Source organism: Pseudomonas sp. 18175, from assembly GCF_050432925.1.
Lineage (GTDB): Bacteria > Pseudomonadota > Gammaproteobacteria > Pseudomonadales > Pseudomonadaceae > Aquipseudomonas.
The window spans coordinates 18,105-36,530 of sequence record NZ_JBKFTO010000022.1; the positions used below are offsets into that span (position 1 = coordinate 18,105).

The following is an 18,426-nucleotide window of genomic DNA, read 5'->3' on the forward strand; positions in this document are numbered from 1 at the left end:
AACGGATGAGAATCCTCGGCATTCTGTGCCTACTACTTACGTTAAACGGCTGCAGCTCCCTGCTGTTCTACCCCGAGCCCGGCCTGCCGTTCACGCCGCAAAAGGCCCGCCTTGAATATCGCGACGTCACCCTTACCACCGCAGACGGCATCAAACTCCACGCCTGGTGGCTACCCGCCAAGCCCGGCGTGCCGCTCAAAGGCACGGTGCTGCATTTGCATGGCAATGGCGGCAACCTGGCCTGGCACCTGGGCGGTAGTTGGTGGTTGCCGGAGCAGGGCTATCAAGTGCTGCTATTGGACTATCGCGGTTATGGCCTGTCCGAAGGCAAGCCATCGTTGCCGGCTGTATATCAGGACATCGACGCGGCGTTCAGTTGGATCGACCAGGCGCCCGAAACCCAGCACCAACCCTTGATCGTCCTCGGCCAAAGCCTGGGCGGTGCGCTGGCGGTGCACTACCTGGCAGAACACCCGCAGCGCCAAAGCCAGCTCAAGGCGCTGATACTGGACGGTGTGCCCGCCAGTTATCGTGACGTAGGACAATTCGCCCTGAGCACCTCTTGGTTAACATGGCCATTCCAGGTGCCTTTGTCCTGGCTGGTGCCGGACACCGACAGTGCGATCCGCGCCATGCCCCAACTGACTGGTGTGCCGAAGCTGCTGTTCCACAGCCTGGATGACCCGATTGTGCCGGTGGCCAACGTTATTCGCCTGTACCAGGTCGCACCGCCGCCGAGGGTGTTGCAACTGACCCGTGGCGGCCACGTGCAGACCTTTGCCGACAAGACCTGGCAAACCGTGATGCTGCGTTACCTGGACGACCCTCAGCACTTCAACGGCCTACGCCGCCTGGGCGAGATTCCGAATTATTCCATTCCCAAAGTTGATTCATCAGAGAGCCCGCAATGAGCGAAGAACGCAACATGATCCCGCTGATCCTCACCGGTATCGGCACCATCATCGGCACCGTCGGTTGCCTGTGGTTCTACGGTTACCTGCACTTCGCCAAGCCGGAAGATGCACTGCTGCTCAGTGACTTCACCCTGCTCAAGACGGTGCCGGGTGAAGATTACAAGATCTCCCTGACCCCAGCCGCGCAAGTGGCGCAGTGTGTCGACGGTGTGTTGGTCATGTTCGATACCGAGCAGAAAGGCCTCAGCGGCGTGCTGGTAAACAATAAGAAACAGGCCGTGCGCTGCATGGGGCAAGAGACGCCGCAGTTGCAGCAATAAAGCACGTGCCGGTACGAATGCTGAGTGTTGCCCTGCGTTGAATCATTGAACTCATGCCGACTTCTGCATCAAGCGGCGTCAGAGCAATACCGCTATGGAACCATATTGGATCGATCACCACAGATTTTGGCCCGATCAGCAGACTTGATCGGGCTACGGTGTTATCCACTTTGGAGTTGATTTTTATGAACATGATCGTTAACCCGCAGTTTTCTCAGGGCAGTGTTGGTCAACCCACTGGGTCGGCTGGTAATCAGCAGAAGATCCAAGAGCTTAAGGACGGGATCAAAGACCTCGAGGGTAAAATTGCCGCCAAGGGCCAACAGGGGTCGCAGGGCGCTCAAGGTGGTGGCGAAGACGATCTTTTGGAGAAGATGTTGAAGATGATGAAAGAGCTGAAAGAACTGATGGACGCCCAGGGCGCTGGTGGTGGAGGTGATTCCGCCGGTGGGCAGGGCGCAGGAGGCCCGGTTCAGGCGATAGTGGAACAAACTAAAACGTCAATTGGGTTCTGACTTAGCGCTTTAACAAGAACCCCGCCAGATTGAGGCGGGGTTCTTTTTGCGTCACACGATCAATTAGCGACGGAAGAGCGCGGCTTGACCGGCTGGTTATCGTTGGAAATGGTCACTTCAACACGGCGGTTCATGGCACGGCCCGAGACGCTGCCGTTATCGGCAACCGGGTATTCCTTGCCGTAACCCTGGGTCACGATGCGCGAAATATCCACGCCTTGCTGCGCCAATGCGCGCTGCACGGAAGCCGCACGACGTTCCGACAGACTCTGGTTGTAAGCATCGGAACCAGTGCTGTCGGTGTAGCCTTCCACAATCACTTTACGGTCCGGGTTATCGCGCAGGAACTGCGCCAGTTTGGTGATATTCACCAGGCCGCTGGATTTGAGGTCGGACTTGTTGGTGGCAAACAGCACATCACCAAAGGTCACCAGGGTGCCGCGTTCGGTCTGCTTGGCGTTCAGGCTGTCCTGCAACTGCTTGATCTGCGCATCGCGAGCTTCGAGCAGGGCGCGAGCGCGTTCGTCACCGGCGTTTTTCAGCTTGGCTTCGGATTCGCGCAGCACGATGGTGTCTTTGGCCACTTCAACGCGCTGGTTGGTCAGGTAGGCCAGTTGGTCGACTTTCTTCTGGTCTTCCTTGTCGCGGTAGGCTTTGTCAGCCTTGTCCAGCCACTCCTGAGCGTCTTTGGTCTCCAGCGCCGCTACCTTGGTGGCTTGCGGGTTGGCTTGCAGGGCCGAGTAGTTGGTCCGTGCGTTTTCCAGGTTCGCGTTTGGCGGGGTGGAGCAGGCCGCCAGGGCAACGCTCATCGCCAGCAGGGCAGGGATCATCAATTGTTTACGCATAGTCGTGTCGTCCTTTCAATTCGATATCGGGTGCAATGCAATCGGGTGGCGGCGGCTTATTGCTGTTGGATAACAGCCGGGCGCATGCCTTCCTGACGCAGCTCCTGAACAGCTTTCTGGGAGTCCTTCACAGCCTGTTCAGCCTTGGCAGCCTGGGACTTGCGTTCAGCCACGCGGGCATCCCATTCAGCTTGCTCGGCCAGGCGACGGGCTTCGTCGTAGTTCTTGTCGTGCATGGCGATTTCGGCTTGCTTGAGCTTGTCTTGGGCCGACTTCATTTCCACAGCGGCGTACTCGGTGCCGCCAGCGCTGACGGCGCTGTTCACGGCGGACTGGGTCACGGCGTACTGCTCGGTCGGCGGGTTACCGGCGCAGCCCGCCAGAACGAAGCTGGTGCCGATTGCCAGCGCGGCCAATTTGAGCCCGCGCAGGTGGTTAAACGAGGATTTGGCAGTGCTGGTCTTCATGGTCTTCAACTCCATTGGATAACTCCTGAAAAACTTCAACATCCATCTTGGGAGGTCGGTTGAGGGGCCGGCGGATAAGGCACATGACGCCTGTTCAAACGGCCGTTCCAAGTGATGGCTTACTGGCTGTGACCGAAGGCTTTTTTGAATAGTTCAGAGAAGATGGCGATTTGCCTAAAAAAATATCTGACTGAATGGTCAGCGTAAAAAGTTGGAACTTCTGCGTTGCGCAGGGGTACGCCGGGCCTAGGGATAGGCCCGGAATACAAGGGGTTTCAGTGTTTGGGTTTGTCGGCGCTGGCCGATAAATCATGCAGGTAGCGACGCGATAGCGTCAGGAAGCGAGGGGTAGGGCCGACGTCTTCATACAGCGGGTCGCCCTCTTCATCAGTGGCGATTACCTGCTGGCCCTTGATGTACGGGAAGCTCGCTTCCAGCTCTTCCAGCGCGGCGCCGATGAGCTCGCCGAGCAGTTCTTCGGTGCTGCGTTTGGGGTACATCTCGGCGATGGCCGCTAGCCTTGCGGCGGACTCCATATCTAAATGGATGGCATATTCGGTCTTGGTCAGGCGACCCTTGGCGTTCTCTTCCCAATGCTGGGCCAGTTCTCGAATTTTCATGGCAACCTCAGTAAAGCCCGCGATAGCAGGCGGTGATGAGTGACCAGCCGCTCGCACGGATAAACGCGGGCGACTTACCGTTGAGACTAGCTGCACGCCACAAGGTTTAAAGTCTTGTCATAAAACGATGCTGGCGGCACTCTGGCAGACCTGCGCGTCCCGGATTTCTGGCTGGAGATTGGCTGATGAGTGATATCGATGCACGCTTGCGTGAGGACGTTCACCTGCTGGGTGAACTGTTGGGCAACACCATTCGAGAGCAGTACGGCGATGATTTCCTCGACAAGATCGAGCAGATCCGCAAAGGCGCCAAGGCCGACCGTCATGGCGCTGGCGATGAGCTGAGCGCCAGCTTGAACCAGTTGCAGGAACACGAGCTGCTGCCGGTGGCCCGGGCCTTCAACCAGTTCCTCAACCTGGCCAATATCGCCGAGCAGTACCAATTGATTCATCGGCGCGATGAGTCGCAACCGGCACCGTTCGAATCCCGCGTATTGCCCGAACTCTTGGCTCGCCTGCAAAGCGAAGGTCACAGCAATGAGTCCCTGGCCCGCCAGTTGGGGCGCCTGGAGATCGAGCTGGTCCTCACCGCCCACCCCACCGAAGTGGCGCGCCGCACCCTGATCCAGAAATACGATGCCATCGCCGCCCAACTGGCGCTGCAGGATCACCGCGACCTGACGAGCGCCGAGCGCGAACAGATCCGTGAACGCCTGCAACGCCTGATCGCCGAAGCCTGGCACACCGAAGAGATCCGCCGTGTCCGGCCCACCCCGGTGGACGAAGCCAAGTGGGGCTTTGCAGTGATCGAACACTCACTGTGGCACGCCATTCCCAATTACCTGCGCAAAGCCGACCGCGCCTTGCATGCCGCCACCGGCCTGCGCCTGCCGCTGGAGGCGGCGCCGATTCGCTTTGCGTCGTGGATGGGCGGCGACCGTGATGGCAACCCGAATGTCACCGCGCCGGTCACCCGCGAAGTGCTGCTGCTGGCGCGTTGGATGGCCGCCGACTTGTACCTGCGGGACATCGACCATTTGGCCTCCGAGTTGTCGATGCAACAGGCCAGCCCGGCGTTGCAGGCCAAGGTCGGTGACAGCGTCGAGCCTTACCGCGCACTGCTCAAGCAACTGCGCGAACGCCTGCGCGCCACGCGCCAATGGGCCCATACCGCGTTAAGCAGCAGCACCCCGGCACCGGCCGAGGTTCTGCAAAACAACCGCGACCTGCTCGACCCGCTGGAGCTGTGCTACCAGTCGTTGCATGAATGTGGCATGGGGGTGATCGCCGATGGCCCATTGCTCGACTGCTTGCGTCGCGCCGTGACCTTTGGCCTGTTCCTGGTACGCCTGGATGTGCGCCAGGATTCCAGCCGGCATTCGGCGGCCATGACCGAGATCACTGACTACCTCGGCCTGGGTCGCTATGAGGACTGGGACGAGGACGCGCGCATCAGCTTCCTGATGAAGGAGCTGGCCAATCGTCGACCGCTGCTACCGGGGTATTTCAAACCTTCGGCGGACACCGCTGAAGTCCTGAACACCTGTAAGGAAATTGCCGCCGCACCGGCCGCATCCTTGGGCTCGTATGTCATCTCCATGGCCGGCGCCGCGTCGGACGTGCTGGCGGTGCAGCTGCTGCTTAAAGAGTCAGGCGTGTTGCGGCCGATGCGCGTGGTGCCGCTGTTCGAAACCCTGGCCGACCTGGACAACGCCGGCCCGGTGATTGAACAACTGTTGCTGTTGCCGGGCTACCGCGCGCGGCTGCAAGGCCCGCAGGAAGTGATGATCGGCTATTCGGACTCGGCCAAGGACGCCGGCACCACCGCCGCCGCCTGGGCGCAATACCGTGCGCAGGAACGTTTGGTGGATATCTGCCGTGAACAACAGGTGGAACTGCTGCTGTTCCACGGCCGTGGTGGCACCGTTGGCCGTGGCGGCGGCCCGGCCCACGCGGCGATCCTGTCGCAGCCGCCGGGTTCGGTGGCGGGGCGGTTCCGCACCACCGAGCAGGGCGAGATGATCCGTTTCAAGTTCGGCCTGCCGGATATCGCCGAGCAGAACCTCAACCTCTATCTGGCGGCGGTGCTGGAAGCGACATTGCTACCGCCGCCACCCCCTGAGCCGGCCTGGCGCCATTTGATGGATGAATTGGCCGCCGATGGTGTCAGCGCCTACCGCGCCGTAGTGCGGGAAAATCCGCAGTTCGTCGAGTACTTCCGCCAGTCCACCCCGGAGCAGGAATTGGGCCGTTTGCCCTTGGGCAGTCGCCCGGCCAAGCGCCGTGCGGGTGGGATTGAAAGCCTGCGCGCCATTCCGTGGATCTTCGGTTGGACCCAGGCCCGCCTGATGTTGCCGGCCTGGTTGGGCTGGGAAGACGCGCTAAGTAAGGCCCTGGAACGCGGTGAAGGTGAGTTGTTGGGGCAAATGCGTGAGCAGTGGCCGTTCTTCCGCACGCGCATCGACATGCTGGAAATGGTGCTGGCCAAGGCTGATGCCGACATCGCGCAACTGTATGACGAGCGTCTGGTGCAGGCAGACCTGCTGCCATTGGGTGCGCATTTGCGCGACCTATTGTCGCAGGCGTGCAAGGTTGTGCTGGGGCTGACCGGCCAGTCGCAACTGCTGGCCCATAGCCCGGACACCCTGGAGTTCATTCGCCTGCGTAACACTTACCTCGATCCCCTGCACTTGTTGCAGGCCGAGTTGCTGGCGCGTTCCCGTCAACGCGAAGCCGCGCAGGACAGCCCTCTGGAACAGGCGCTGCTGGTGTCTGTAGCGGGTATTGCGGCAGGTTTGCGCAACACCGGTTGAGGTTTTTTTGCGTGTTCTCAAAGGCTTGCGATTAAACCGCGACGGCCGCCCCGAGAGGGGCGGTTGGCGTTTGAAGGGGCGGGTTGCACTCCGGCATACCCTACCTATGAAGCATATACAGCGCGGTTCCTGCGACTTTTGGCGGCTTGTGTGGTTAAGGCCTGCTGTGTATCTTGATCAGCCTTTGGCCGTTTACACGGCCCGAATCCTATTTTTACGAGATTTGCCCCACGCGGCGAATCCGAGCGTTATCTCTATAAAAAATTGAGGAGCACATCAATGCGCGTCATTCTGCTGGGAGCTCCCGGGGCCGGTAAAGGTACTCAGGCAAAGTTCATCACTGAAAAATTCGGCATTCCACAAATTTCCACCGGCGACATGCTGCGTGCAGCGGTCAAGGCCGGCACCGAACTGGGCCTGATCGCCAAAAGCGTGATGGACAGCGGTGGCCTGGTGTCCGATGACTTGATCATCAACCTGGTCAAAGAGCGCATCAGCCAGGAAGACTGCAAGAACGGTTTTCTGTTCGACGGCTTCCCACGCACCATTCCCCAGGCTGAAGCCTTGGTGAAGGCCGGCGTCGAGCTGGATGCCGTGGTCGAAATCGCGGTTGAAGACGAAGAGATCGTGCAGCGTATTGCTGGTCGTCGTGTTCACGAAGCCTCGGGCCGCGTGTACCACACCGTCTACAACCCACCAAAAGTGGAAGGCAAGGACGATGTCACCGGCGAAGAGCTGGTACAGCGCAAAGACGACACCGAAGAAACCGTGCGTCATCGCCTGTCGGTCTACCACTCCCAGACCAAGCCACTGGTGGCGTTCTACCAGGACCTGTCGGCTGCACAAGGCAAGCCAAAGTACAGCCACATCCCAGGTGTTGGCTCGGTTGAAGCGATCACCGCCAAGGTGCTGCAAGCACTTAGCTGATCCCACGACCGGCTTCACGTATAACGGCCCGCTTGCGGGCCGTTGTTGTTTATACTGGCGCACTTTTTTTCGACTTGGACACCTACACCGATGAGCACCCTGCTGGCCCTGGACACCGCGACTGAAGCTTGCTCCGTTGCCCTGCTGCATGATGGCAAGGTCACGAGCCACTACGAGGTGATCCCGCGCCTGCACGCGCAGAAGCTGTTGCCGATGATCAAGCAACTGCTGGAAGACGCAGGCACCACCCTGGCAGCGGTGGATGCCATCGCTTTTGGCCGTGGGCCGGGTGCATTTACCGGTGTGCGCATCGCCATCGGCGTGGTGCAGGGCCTGGCGTTTGCGTTGGAGCGCCCGGTATTGCCGGTGTCCAACCTGGCCGTGCTGGCCCAGCGTGCTTTGCGTGAGCACGGCGCCCATCAGGTCGCGGCGGCGATTGATGCGCGCATGGATGAGGTCTATTGGGGCTGCTACCGCGAAACCGCGGGCGAAATGCGCCTGGTGGGCGTCGAAGCCGTGCAGCCGCCAGAAGCCTCGGTATTGCCGCAGGATGCCATCGGTGACTGGTTTGGTGCGGGCACTGGTTGGGGGTATGGCGAGCGTATCGCCGTTCCGTTGGCTGGCCAGGATGCCGCGATGTTGCCTCATGCCGAAGACTTGTTGACCCTTGCGCGGTTTGCTTTTGAGCGCGGTGAGGCGATTCCGGCAGACCAGGCGGCACCGGTTTACTTGCGCGATAAAGTTGCCCAGACCAAGGCTGAGCGCGGGATTATTTGACGCCAAAAATGCTGGAAATTTGGGGTTAAATTCACCAATCGTCAGAATTTGCCCCCGCTTTTAAACCTTTTTCAAATTATGTGTTCTAGTTATCACCAGAGCATTTGCGCGCTACGGATTGCGCCACTAAAATGCCATTACTGATAGCGAGTTCGCGCCCATGCGTATTGATGGCTTTTCCTCACAGTCCTACCCAATCAAGCGCAAGCCACGCAAGGCAAGCGCCACGGTGGACGACTCCGTCGAGGATTCGCCGGACTTCATCGAAGTTCAATCCGAAGCACAGGCCAGTTCCCAAGCACGCATCAGCGGTCTTCCCGCCCGTCAGCAAGACATGATCTTCCCGCGCTCCATGAGCAAAAGCGTTGCCACCGCTCTGGCCAGCTACCTGACCACCGCTGGCTTTGTCGAATGGGATATGGAAGTGCTGGGCCTCGACATCCACATCTGATGCGCTTGCCTTACTTCATCGGCTGCCCGTCCTGGAGTGAAAACGCCTGGCGCGAGTACCTGTACCCCGCCGATGCGCGTTCCAGCGACTACCTCGCCCTCTATTCCCAGGTCTTCAATGCCGTTGAAGGCAATACCACCTTCTATGCCCGCCCTTCGGCCGCCACGGTGCAGCGCTGGGCCGAGATCATGCCCGAGGATTTTCGCTTCACCGCCAAGTTTCCCGGAGACATCAGCCACGCGGGCGACTTGCGCGAGCAATTGCCCGCAGCCGAGAGTTTCGTTGGCTTGATGAGCCCGTTGGGTGAGCGCGTTTCGCCGTTGTGGTTGCAACTGTCGGCGAGCTTTTCGCCCCAGCGCCTTGGTGAGCTGGCGGGGTTTATCGATGGCCTGGAGCGACCGCTGGCGGTGGAAGTGCGCCACCCGGAGTTCTTCGCCAAAGGCGACGCCGAGCGCATGCTCAACCGTTTGCTGCGTGACCGGGGCGTTGAGCGGATCTGCCTGGATTCGCGCCCGCTGTTCAGTTGCACGTCCACCTCGGCCGCGGTGCTGCATGCCCAATCGAAGAAACCCAAAGTGCCGCCACGCCCGGCTGCGCTGACGCTGTTTCCCCAGGTGCGCTTTATCGGCCATCCCGAGTTGGAAGCCAACGACCCGTTCCTGATTCCGTGGGTGGAAAAAGTCGCCGGCTGGATCGAAGAAGGTCGTACACCCTATGTATTCCTGCACACCTCGGACAACCGCCTGGCTGCCCAACTGGCCCTGCGCTTTCACGACAAACTGATGGCGCGCCTGCCCGGCTTGCCATCGTTGCCGACCCTGAATCGGCAGCCCGCAGTGGAGCAGCTGGGGTTACTCTAAGGCTTCTTTATCTCGCCAGGACCCCGATATGGATGCCCAAACCCTTCGCGCCGAAACCTTCAAGGCCTTGCATGAGCGTGATCGCGCTTTCGTGATGCCCAACCCGTGGGATGCAGGCTCTGCGATCATGCTGGCCAGCCTGGGTTTTGAAGCCTTGGCCACCACCAGCGCAGGTTATGCGTTCAGCCTCGGGCGGCCGGATGCCGAAGGGGCGTTGTCCCTGGAAGATACCTTGCTCAATGCTTCGATGATCGCTCAAGCCACCCCGTTGCCGGTGGCGGCGGACCTGGAAAACGGCTTCAGCGACATCCCCGAAGGCTGCGCCCAAACCATCCTGCGCGCTGCGGCGGTTGGCATTGTCGGCGGCTCGATTGAGGACGCAACCGGTATCGCCGCTGACCCGATCTACGCCTTCGACTTGTCCGTCGAGCGTGTAGAGGCCGCCGTCGCCGCCGCTCGCAGCCTGCCATTCCCCTTCACCCTGACGGCGCGTGCGGAAAACCTCCTGCATGGCCGCCTGGATTTGCCCGACACCCTCCGCCGCCTGCAAGCCTACGCCGAGGCGGGGGCCGACGTGCTGTATGCACCGGCCTTGCGCAGTGCCGAAGAAGTGCTGGCGGTAGTCAAGGCGGTGGCCCCTAAACCTGTGAACGTGTTGATGTCCGGCGGCTTGAACCTCAGCGTGGCGCAATTGAGCGAGATGGGGGTGCGGCGTATCAGCGTCGGCTCGGCCATGGCGCTGGCGGCGTATGGCGAGTTCTACCGGGCGGCGCAGGAGGTGTATGAGTTGGGCACGTTCACCTTTACTGAGCGCAAGATGCCGTTCAGCCAGGCGAATGGGTTTTTCAAAGGCTGAATCAGGCGGCCAGGCGCAGGTTTTGGGTAACCAGCGGGCGTGCCCAGTAGTAATCGAAGTCCAGGGCTTTTTGTTGTGCCACCAGTTCTTCGGCTGGGAACGGCTCGGCGGCAGGCGGCAGCAAGTCCAGTTCGAACTCGGCGATTGGCAGGTGCAGTGGGCGCGGTTGCGGTGCCGGGCCCGGCTCTGGCAGTGGCTGGCCAGCGGTCAGCACGATGGGGCGGACCCAACCGCTTTCGAAATTCTGCTGGCGCTGCTGGGCGACGATTTCGTCGTCCGGGAACGGCTCTGCGGCCGGCGGCAGCAACTCGGTCTCGAACTCGGCAATTGGCAGGAACAGCGGCTCGGGCGGGGCGATTTCGGTGTCTTTTACGTCGCACTCGCGCTGGGTGAGGATTTGCGACAACAGGTCGGCCCCGGCGCTGGGTTCTACCGCTGGGTCCACCGGTGCCTGCGCCTGGGCGGCGAGCGCGCTTGGCGTATCGCCGAGCTGATCGGCCAATGCACGGGCGAAGAAGTCCTGCCACACATGACTCACCCCGGCCAGCGCTTGGGTATTGCGCAGGCCGTAGTGGTTGTGGGTCGGCAGTACACCGATGGTTAGGGGAAGAATGTCTGACATTTTTCTCGGTCGACGCTCAGCTCTGGCAAAATACCTGACTGTTTTTTTTATCGGCCGATGTTGGCCGATCCTTAATTTTTTTGAGCGTAGCGATTGATGAGCGAACAACCAGCGGCCAGCCGCATCCAGGTCGAGGCCTTGGGCGAAGGTTTTAAGGCGCGTGCCGAGCAATGGGCCGAGGCGCTTGGCTTGCCGCTACAGGTGACGGAGGCGGAGTTTTCCCTGCAAGTCGGGGAGCACGGCCTACAGCTGCAACAGCTTGGGCCTGACGCACCGGGGCCGGTGCGCGTGGATTTTGTCGAAGGTGGCGCCGCGCATCGGCGTTTATACGGCGGCGGCAGCGGGCAGATGATCGCCAAGGCCGTGGGCGTTGCCCAAGGCGTACGCCCACGGGTGCTGGACGCTACGGCGGGGCTGGGTAAAGACGCGTTCGTGCTGGCCAGCCTGGGCTGCGAGATGAGCCTGATCGAACGCCAACCGCTGATCGGCGCTTTGCTCGAAGATGGCCTGGCCCGTGGCGCGGATGACTTCGAAGTGGCCCCCATCGTGGCGCGCATGAAGCTGCTCAAGGGCAACTCCATCGAGGTGATGCGCAACTGGGAAGGGGAGCCGCCCCAGGTGATCTACCTGGACCCCATGTTCCCGCACCGTGAGAAAACCGCCCTGGTGAAGAAGGAAATGCGCCTGTTCCGCCCACTGGTGGGCGATGACCCGGATGCGCCGGCGTTGTTGGCGGCGGCGCTGGCGTTGGCCAGCCATCGGGTGGTGGTCAAGCGGCCGCGCAAGGCGCCGTGTATTGACGGGCCCAAGCCGAGCCATGCGTTGGATGGGAAGTCCAGCCGGTATGACATCTATCCGAAGAAGGCGCTCAAGGGCTGAGTCTTCAGTGATCTTGAGGGCCTCTTCGCGAGCAAGCCCGCTCCCACATTTGACCCAGTTCCAGCTTTGGAATGCAGTTGAATGTGGGAGCGGGCTTGCTCGCGAAAGCGCCCGCCCAGGCACCACAAGGCCTCAGGCCCGGTACGCCCGCATAAACAACCCCACCACATCCTGCACATGCGCCTCGGCGGCTTCATCACTCAGTTGCCCGCCGCAGCCATACAGCAAGCAAAAATTCGCCGTGCCCTTGAGCAGGCAAAAGAAGTGCTCAGCCGCCGTAAACGGTTTGTCGATGCTCAAGGCGCCATTCTGGTGAATCTTGCACAGCAAGCGCTCCATGCCTTGCAACATACGCATCGGGCCGGCTTCGAAGAAAATCTGTGACAGTTTCACGTCCTGATTGCCGGTGGTCATCATCAGGCGATGCAGGTTCACCGACTCCTCGCTGTTGATCAGCCGATGGAACCCCCGCGCGATATTCAGCAATACCGCCTCCACGGGCATGCCGGCCGGCAACTCGAAATACATCACCGGCAATTGCTCCTCGCATGTGGCCACCACGGCGGCGGTAAACAAGGTTTCTTTGTCGGTGAAGTGGCTGTAGACGGTCAGCTTCGACACGCCCGCTTCCAGTGCCACCGCGTCCATGCTGGTGCTGGCATAGCCATTACTCAAAAACAGGATTTTCGCTGCTTCGAGGATTGCCTGGCGTTTTGCCATGTCCTTGGGACGCCCAGGGCTATTGGTGTTTACAGGATTGTCGGACATTGTGATGTTTATTACTGGACTGGTGAGTTTGGTATTAATAACATACCGGCCAGTATAATTATTCCTAGCTCCATTAGCGAAAGGTCCTTCAGCATGCGCAGCACTTTCCTGCCCTTTGCGTTGCCTGTCAGCCTGGTTTTCCTCCTGTCCGCGTGCGGCCATGAAGACGCGGCCCAGACCACTGTCCGCCCGGCCATGGTGGTGCAGCCGCAGCCTTCGGCCCTGTCGGCAGACAGCTTTCCCGGCGAAGTGCGTGCCCGTTATGAGCCGGACCTGGCCTTTCGTATTGGCGGCAAAGTCAGCAAACGCCTGGTGGAGGAGGGTGAGCGGGTCAAGGCCAATCAACCCCTGGCCGAACTGGACCCCCAGGATGTGCGCCTGCAATTGGAAGCCACCCGCGCCCAAGTGGCGGCCGCCGAGGCCAACCTGAGCCTGGTGCGCGCCGAGCGTGACCGCTACAAGACCTTGATGGACCGTCAGATGGTCAGCCGTTCCCAGTACGACAATTCCGAAAACCTCTACCGATCCGGTGAAGCGCGCCTCAAGCAGATCAAGGCCGAGTTCGACGTGGCCAGCAATCAGGCCGGCTACGCCGTGCTGCGCGCGCCCCAAGATGGCGTGGTGGCCAAGCGTGCAGTGGAAGTCGGCCAAGTGGTGTCTGCCGGCCAAACCGTCTTCACCCTGGCCACCGATGGCGAGCGCGAAGTGCTGATCAGCCTGCCGGAGCAGGGTTTTGGCCGCTTCAAGATCGGCCAGCCGGTGGCGGTAGAGCTGTGGAGCCAACCGGAGCAACGCTTTGCCGGGCGCATTCGTGAGCTGTCACCGGCGGCCGATCCGAAGTCGCGCACCTTCGCCGCCCGCGTCGCGTTTACGGGCGGTAAAGTCCCCGCCGAGTTGGGCCAGAGTGCTCGAGTATTCATACAGGCAGACGGCGTGATTCCACTGTCGGTGCCGTTGTCTGCCCTCAGTGCGGAGAACGGTGCGTCCTACGTTTGGCGGGTTCAGGCGGACAACACCCTCAAGCGCACACCGGTGCGTATCGGCGCCTTCGGTGAAAAAACCGTGCCGGTGCTGGAAGGCTTGGCTCCCACGGACTGGGTCATCGCCGCCGGCGTGCATGTGCTCCATGAGGGCCAGCAAGTGCGCCCGGTGGATCGCTCCAACCGAGTGGTCAATCTGGCGGCCAAGGAGTAGTCCCCCATGGGTTTCAATCTTTCCGAATGGGCGCTGCGTAATCGCCAGATCGTACTGTTCCTGATGATCCTGCTGGCCGTGGTCGGCACCTTGTCCTACACCAAGCTGGGACAAAGCGAAGACCCGCCGTTTACCTTCAAGGCCATGGTAATCAAGACCAACTGGCCCGGCGCCACGGCCCAGGAAGTCTCGCGTCAGGTCACCGAGCGCATCGAAAAGAAGCTGATGGAGACCGGTGAGTACGAGCGCATCGTTTCCTTCTCGCGCCCCGGCGAATCCCAAGTCACCTTTATGGCCCGCGACTCCATGCACTCGGCGCAGATTCCCGAGCTGTGGTACCAGGTACGCAAGAAAATCAGCGACATCCGCCAGACCTTGCCGCCGGATATCCAGGGGCCGTTTTTCAACGATGAATTCGGTACAACCTTCGGCAATATCTATGCGCTGACCGGCGACGGTTTCGACTACGCGGTGCTCAAGGACTACGCCGACCGCATTCAGATTCAACTGCAACGCGTGCCGGATGTGGGCAAGGTCGAGCTGCTTGGCCTACAGGACGAGAAAATCTGGATCGAACTGTCCAACCTCAAGCTGGCCACCCTCGGCTTGCCCCTGGCGGCGGTGCAACAGGCGTTGCAGGAACAGAACGCGGTGTCCACGGCGGGCTTCTTCGAAACCCCCACCGAGCGTGTGCAACTGCGGGTCTCGGGTAACTTCAAGACGGTGGAAGAGATCCGCAATTTCCCGATCCGCGTGGGTGACCGCACCTTCCGTATCGGCGACGTGGCTGATATCCACCGTGGCTTCAACGACCCGCCCGCACCCCGTATGCGCTATATGGGCGCGGACGCCATCGGCCTGGCCGTGGCCATGCGTGACGGTGGTGACATCCTGGTGCTGGGCAAGGCCCTTGAAGGCGAATTCGCACGTTTGCAAAAGAACCTTCCGGCCGGCATGGAGCTGCGCAAGGTCTCGGACCAGCCAGCAGCAGTGAAAACCAGCGTCGGCGAATTCGTGCAGGTACTGGCGGAGGCGTTGGCCATCGTGCTGCTGGTGAGTTTCTTCTCCCTCGGCGTGCGCACCGGCATGGTGGTAGCCCTGGCGATTCCGCTGGTGCTGGCGATGACCTTTGCCACCATGTATTACCTCGGCATCGGCCTGCACAAGATCTCCCTCGGCGCACTGGTCCTGGCCTTGGGGCTGCTGGTGGATGACGCGATCATCGCCGTGGAAATGATGGCGATCAAAATGGAGCAGGGCTACGACCGGCTCAAGGCCGCCAGCTTCGCCTGGACCAGCACCGCATTCCCGATGCTTACCGGTACGTTGATCACCGCTGCGGGTTTCCTGCCGATTGCCACCGCGCAATCGAGCACCGGCGAATACACCCGTTCGATCTTCCAGGTGGTCACCATCGCGCTACTGGCCTCGTGGGTCGCTGCGGTGGTGTTTGTGCCGTACCTGGGGGAAAAACTCCTGCCGGACCTGGCGAAAATTCATGCAGCCAAACACGGCGCCGATGGCCCGGATCCCTACGGCACTCCCTTCTATCAGCGCGTAAGACGTTTGGTGGAATGGTGCGTGGATCGGCGCAAAACCGTGATCGTGCTGACCCTACTGCTGTTTATCGGCTCGGTGGCACTGTTCCGCTTTGTGCCGCAGCAGTTCTTCCCGGCCTCGGGCCGCCTGGAGCTGATGGTTGACCTGAAATTGGCCGAAGGCACCTCCCTGAGCAACACGGCCGAGCAGGTCAAACGCCTGGAAGGCTTGCTCAAGGAACACGCCGGCATCGACAACTACGTGGCCTACGTGGGCACCGGTTCGCCGCGCTTCTACCTACCGTTGGATCAGCAGTTGCCCGCCGCCAGCTTCGCCCAGTTCGTGGTGTTGGCCAAAACCATCGAAGAGCGCGAAAGCCTGCGCACCTGGCTGATCGAAACCCTCAACGAACAATTCCCCGACCTGCGCTCGCGCGTCACACGCCTGGAAAACGGCCCACCCGTGGGTTACCCGGTGCAGTTTCGCGTGACCGGCGAGCACATCGAAGAAGTCCGCGCCTTGGCGCGCAAAGTGGCGGCCAAGGTTCGCGAAAACACCCATGTGGTCAACGTGCACCTGGATTGGGAAGAACCCAGCAAGATCGTTTACTTGAATATCGACCAGGACCGTGCCCGTGCCCTCGGCGTGAGTACTGCCAACCTGTCGAAATTCCTGCAAAGCTCGTTGACCGGTTCCAGCGTCAGCCAATTCCGCGAAGACAACGAGTTGATCGAGATACTCCTGCGCGGCACCGTGCATGAGCGTACCGAACTGTCGCTGCTGCCAAGCCTGGCGGTGCCCACCGATAACGGCAAAAGCGTGGCGCTGTCGCAGATCGCGACCCTCGAATATGGTTTCGAAGAGGGCATCATCTGGCACCGCAATCGCCTGCCAACCGTCACCGTGCGTGCGGATATCTATGGCAAGGAACAACCGGCGACCCTGGTTCAGCAGATCTTGCCGACCCTTGCGGGTGTGCGCGCCGAATTGCCCGACGGCTACCTGCTGGACGTCGGCGGCACGGTGGAAGACTCCGCCCGTGGCCAGAACTCGGTGAAGGCCGGCGTACCGCTGTTTATCGTGGTGGTGCTGACCTTGCTGATGCTGCAACTGCGCAGTTTCTCACGCACCGCGATGGTGTTTCTGACGGCGCCGTTGGGCTTGATCGGGGTGACATTGTTCCTGCTCGTATTCCGCCAACCCTTCGGCTTTGTGGCCATGTTGGGCACGATCGCGTTGTCGGGGATGATCATGCGTAACTCGGTGATCCTGGTGGACCAGATCGAACAGGACATCAAGGCCGGCCTGGCGCCGTGGCAAGCGATCATCGAAGCCACCGTGCGCCGCTTCCGCCCGATCGTGCTGACCGCACTGGCGGCCGTACTGGCGATGATCCCGCTGTCACGCAGCGTGTTCTTCGGGCCGATGGCCGTGGCGATCATGGGCGGGTTGATTGTGGCGACGGCCTTGACCCTATTGTTCCTGCCGGCCCTGTATGCTGCGTGGTTCCGAGTGAGAAAGGACACAGCACAGTCATCTGGCGTTTAAAGTTAATGACAAGAGCGTAGGTGGCTACATGCGCTCGATGAACGTTGAAAGAACGTAGGAAAAGTATGAGGTCTAATTAAGCTTGTTTGTGCGTGAAGTTGTTCCATTACTCAATAAAGAGTCTGGGTAGCTTCTTGTCGATTGTTTTAATAATCGAGGTGTTGGTGTCCGCATGCGAACTGATTTTACGCAGTGTAAGATCCAAGTGGCTCACAGAGGTGGTATAGAGATGACAGACGAAGCTGTCATCTCCGGTGATTTTGTAGCACACGACGCACTCAGCCATTTCTGTAAGTAACTGCTCGACAGTCTGAAACTTTCCCGAGAACGGTTTAATCCGCACGAGTGCCTGCAGTGCATGGCCCAGCGCCTGAGCGTCTAGTTCAATATCAAACCCTTTGATCACGCCTGAATCTTCCAGGTTTCTGAGGCGCTCGCTGCAGCCAGGGGCTGATAACCCTACTTGTCGACTGAGCGCTCGAATAGACAATCGAGCGTTTTGGTGAAGCGCTGTAATCAGCGCACAGTCAAGGGTGTCTAGTTTCTTATCTTTTTTTGTAAGCTTTTTCATTGGATGAACCTTACGAACATTGATGAAATAGCGTGGAAAGCTTACATACCATAGATTGTTGCGAAAGTAGTGGATTTTTTGGCGATGCCTTTTTATTGTTTTGTTGACTGTCATGCGCAGTCATTTCTATTGAGTATCTTTGTCGAGGGTATGAAATGAACGACGTACTTGATGAGGCTCGCTTACAACAACATCATCACAACCACTTTCTTGAAGAAAGAGTGTTTTCTTTACGCAATGAGTTTGCTCGAAGTGGTTTCGTAAAGTTGCGCGATATCGTGGATGAAGGCCTGCGGGAAGCGGTGACAGATGAAGTCAATGGTCTGATTGAGCGCCAGCTTGAACGGCGGGACCTGCGCTTGGCTACCACAGATAACACACCACGCTACATGAGTGTGGTGCGCAGCGAATTCATCGCTGAAAACAGTCCGTTGATCTGCGCACTGTCGAAGTCAACAGTACTGCTCCACACGTTGTCATTGATCGCAGGTACACCGGTGGTCCCGTCCGTATCCAAGGATGAGGAGTACTTGATCACCAAGCAGGAACGCAAAGGTGATACCCACGGTTGGCATTGGGGTGATTACAGTTTCGCGTTGATCTGGATTATCCAAACGCCCTCGGTGGCTAAAGGTGGGATGTTGCAATGTGTGCCTCACACGTCGTGGGACAAAACCAATCCCAGAATCCACGAACTGCTGTGCAGCAATCCCATTGCGACCTACGGTTTCAAGACCGGCGATATTTACTTCCTGCGCACCGATACCACATTACATCGCACCGTTCCGCTCAATGAGGATGTCACGCGAGTGATCCTCAATATGACGTGGGCAGCTGAAAAAGATCTCCACAGTAGCCTGCACGGAAATGACCGCTGGTGGGAAGATCAGCACGTTGAAGCTGCCAAAAACCCTCTGTAAACGCGGCATCAATTCACGGA

The 18,426-nt window shown here is 59.9% G+C and carries 19 protein-coding genes; 13 read left to right on the plus strand and 6 right to left on the minus strand.

What is annotated here, in order from left to right; all coding sequences use genetic code 11:
- The first annotated feature begins 5 nt into the window (after positions 1-5).
- The 3 genes from ACLD1Y_RS24460 (at position 6) to ACLD1Y_RS24470 (ending at position 1,749) form a co-directional block, all read left to right on the plus strand.
- A complete protein-coding gene (locus ACLD1Y_RS24460; RefSeq protein WP_429480353.1) occupies positions 6-911 on the plus strand; it encodes an alpha/beta hydrolase in 906 nt (301 codons plus the stop codon).
- On the plus strand, positions 908-1,234 hold the full coding sequence (locus ACLD1Y_RS24465) for a hypothetical protein (protein WP_065872475.1): 327 nt from the start codon (positions 908-910) through the stop codon (positions 1,232-1,234). The genes ACLD1Y_RS24460 and ACLD1Y_RS24465 overlap by 4 nt, the downstream gene beginning before the upstream one ends.
- A gap of 185 nt (positions 1,235-1,419) precedes the next feature.
- Positions 1,420-1,749 (plus strand): hypothetical protein, encoded by a 330-nt coding sequence (locus ACLD1Y_RS24470; protein ID WP_429480354.1) that lies wholly within the window; start codon positions 1,420-1,422, stop codon positions 1,747-1,749.
- Between the two features lie 59 nt (positions 1,750-1,808).
- On the opposite strand, the gene ACLD1Y_RS24475 is transcribed toward ACLD1Y_RS24470, so the two are convergent.
- From ACLD1Y_RS24475 to ACLD1Y_RS24485, 3 genes are all read right to left on the minus strand, one after another.
- Complete coding sequence (locus ACLD1Y_RS24475) at positions 1,809-2,594, minus strand: OmpA family protein (RefSeq protein ID WP_429480355.1); 786 nt, start codon at positions 2,592-2,594, stop codon at positions 1,809-1,811.
- A 56-nt stretch (positions 2,595-2,650) separates the two neighbouring features.
- Entirely contained in the window at positions 2,651-3,061 is a 411-nt protein-coding gene (locus tag ACLD1Y_RS24480) for a DUF4398 domain-containing protein (RefSeq protein WP_176999372.1), read from the minus strand.
- A gap of 275 nt (positions 3,062-3,336) precedes the next feature.
- The gene (locus ACLD1Y_RS24485) at positions 3,337-3,681 is read right to left on the minus strand and encodes a pilin assembly protein (protein ID WP_429480356.1); all 345 of its coding nucleotides are present in this window, start codon (positions 3,679-3,681) and stop codon (positions 3,337-3,339) included.
- 185 nt (positions 3,682-3,866) lie between these two features.
- Between ACLD1Y_RS24485 and ppc the strand changes: the two genes are divergently transcribed.
- The 6 genes from ppc to ACLD1Y_RS24515 all read left to right on the plus strand — a co-directional run bounded on the left by ppc (position 3,867) and on the right by ACLD1Y_RS24515 (position 10,365).
- Positions 3,867-6,494 (plus strand): phosphoenolpyruvate carboxylase, encoded by a 2,628-nt coding sequence (gene ppc, locus ACLD1Y_RS24490; RefSeq protein ID WP_429480357.1) that lies wholly within the window; start codon positions 3,867-3,869, stop codon positions 6,492-6,494.
- Between the two features lie 279 nt (positions 6,495-6,773).
- On the plus strand, positions 6,774-7,421 hold the full coding sequence (gene adk, locus ACLD1Y_RS24495) for an adenylate kinase (protein ID WP_105520619.1): 648 nt from the start codon (positions 6,774-6,776) through the stop codon (positions 7,419-7,421).
- A gap of 90 nt (positions 7,422-7,511) precedes the next feature.
- Positions 7,512-8,198, plus strand: a complete 687-nt coding sequence (tsaB, locus tag ACLD1Y_RS24500; protein WP_429480358.1) for a tRNA (adenosine(37)-N6)-threonylcarbamoyltransferase complex dimerization subunit type 1 TsaB — start codon at positions 7,512-7,514, stop codon at positions 8,196-8,198.
- 160 nt (positions 8,199-8,358) lie between these two features.
- Entirely contained in the window at positions 8,359-8,649 is a 291-nt protein-coding gene (locus ACLD1Y_RS24505) for a hypothetical protein (protein ID WP_429480359.1), read from the plus strand.
- On the plus strand, positions 8,649-9,509 hold the full coding sequence (locus ACLD1Y_RS24510) for a DUF72 domain-containing protein (protein ID WP_429480360.1): 861 nt from the start codon (positions 8,649-8,651) through the stop codon (positions 9,507-9,509). The genes ACLD1Y_RS24505 and ACLD1Y_RS24510 overlap by 1 nt, the downstream gene beginning before the upstream one ends.
- Positions 9,510-9,537: 28 nt before the next feature.
- A complete protein-coding gene (locus tag ACLD1Y_RS24515; protein WP_429480361.1) occupies positions 9,538-10,365 on the plus strand; it encodes an isocitrate lyase/PEP mutase family protein in 828 nt (275 codons plus the stop codon).
- Position 10,366: 1 nt separating this feature from the next.
- Here the strand turns inward: ACLD1Y_RS24515 and ACLD1Y_RS24520 are convergent, their stop codons facing one another.
- The gene (locus ACLD1Y_RS24520; RefSeq protein ID WP_429480362.1) at positions 10,367-10,987 is read right to left on the minus strand and encodes an energy transducer TonB; all 621 of its coding nucleotides are present in this window, start codon (positions 10,985-10,987) and stop codon (positions 10,367-10,369) included.
- Positions 10,988-11,083: 96 nt separating this feature from the next.
- Between ACLD1Y_RS24520 and ACLD1Y_RS24525 the strand changes: the two genes are divergently transcribed.
- Positions 11,084-11,866, plus strand: coding sequence for a class I SAM-dependent methyltransferase (locus tag ACLD1Y_RS24525; protein WP_429480363.1), 783 nt, complete (start codon positions 11,084-11,086; stop codon positions 11,864-11,866).
- Between the two features lie 132 nt (positions 11,867-11,998).
- Here ACLD1Y_RS24525 and ACLD1Y_RS24530 read toward each other — a convergent pair whose 3' ends face one another.
- Positions 11,999-12,634: a TetR/AcrR family transcriptional regulator gene (locus ACLD1Y_RS24530; RefSeq protein WP_429480364.1), complete on the minus strand. Its 636-nt coding sequence runs from the start codon at positions 12,632-12,634 to the stop codon at positions 11,999-12,001.
- 93 nt (positions 12,635-12,727) lie between these two features.
- Here ACLD1Y_RS24530 and ACLD1Y_RS24535 point away from each other — a divergent pair, with 93 nt between their 5' ends.
- Both ACLD1Y_RS24535 and ACLD1Y_RS24540 read left to right on the plus strand, forming a co-directional pair.
- Positions 12,728-13,828, plus strand: a complete 1,101-nt coding sequence (locus ACLD1Y_RS24535; RefSeq protein WP_429480365.1) for an efflux RND transporter periplasmic adaptor subunit — start codon at positions 12,728-12,730, stop codon at positions 13,826-13,828.
- A 6-nt stretch (positions 13,829-13,834) separates the two neighbouring features.
- On the plus strand, positions 13,835-16,915 hold the full coding sequence (locus tag ACLD1Y_RS24540; RefSeq protein ID WP_429480366.1) for an efflux RND transporter permease subunit: 3,081 nt from the start codon (positions 13,835-13,837) through the stop codon (positions 16,913-16,915).
- A gap of 106 nt (positions 16,916-17,021) precedes the next feature.
- Here ACLD1Y_RS24540 and ACLD1Y_RS24545 read toward each other — a convergent pair whose 3' ends face one another.
- The gene (locus ACLD1Y_RS24545; RefSeq protein WP_429480367.1) at positions 17,022-17,600 is read right to left on the minus strand and encodes an Lrp/AsnC family transcriptional regulator; all 579 of its coding nucleotides are present in this window, start codon (positions 17,598-17,600) and stop codon (positions 17,022-17,024) included.
- 41 nt (positions 17,601-17,641) lie between these two features.
- Here ACLD1Y_RS24545 and ACLD1Y_RS24550 point away from each other — a divergent pair, with 41 nt between their 5' ends.
- The gene (locus ACLD1Y_RS24550; protein WP_429480368.1) at positions 17,642-18,406 is read left to right on the plus strand and encodes a HalD/BesD family halogenase; all 765 of its coding nucleotides are present in this window, start codon (positions 17,642-17,644) and stop codon (positions 18,404-18,406) included.
- The last annotated feature ends 20 nt before the right edge of the window (positions 18,407-18,426 follow it).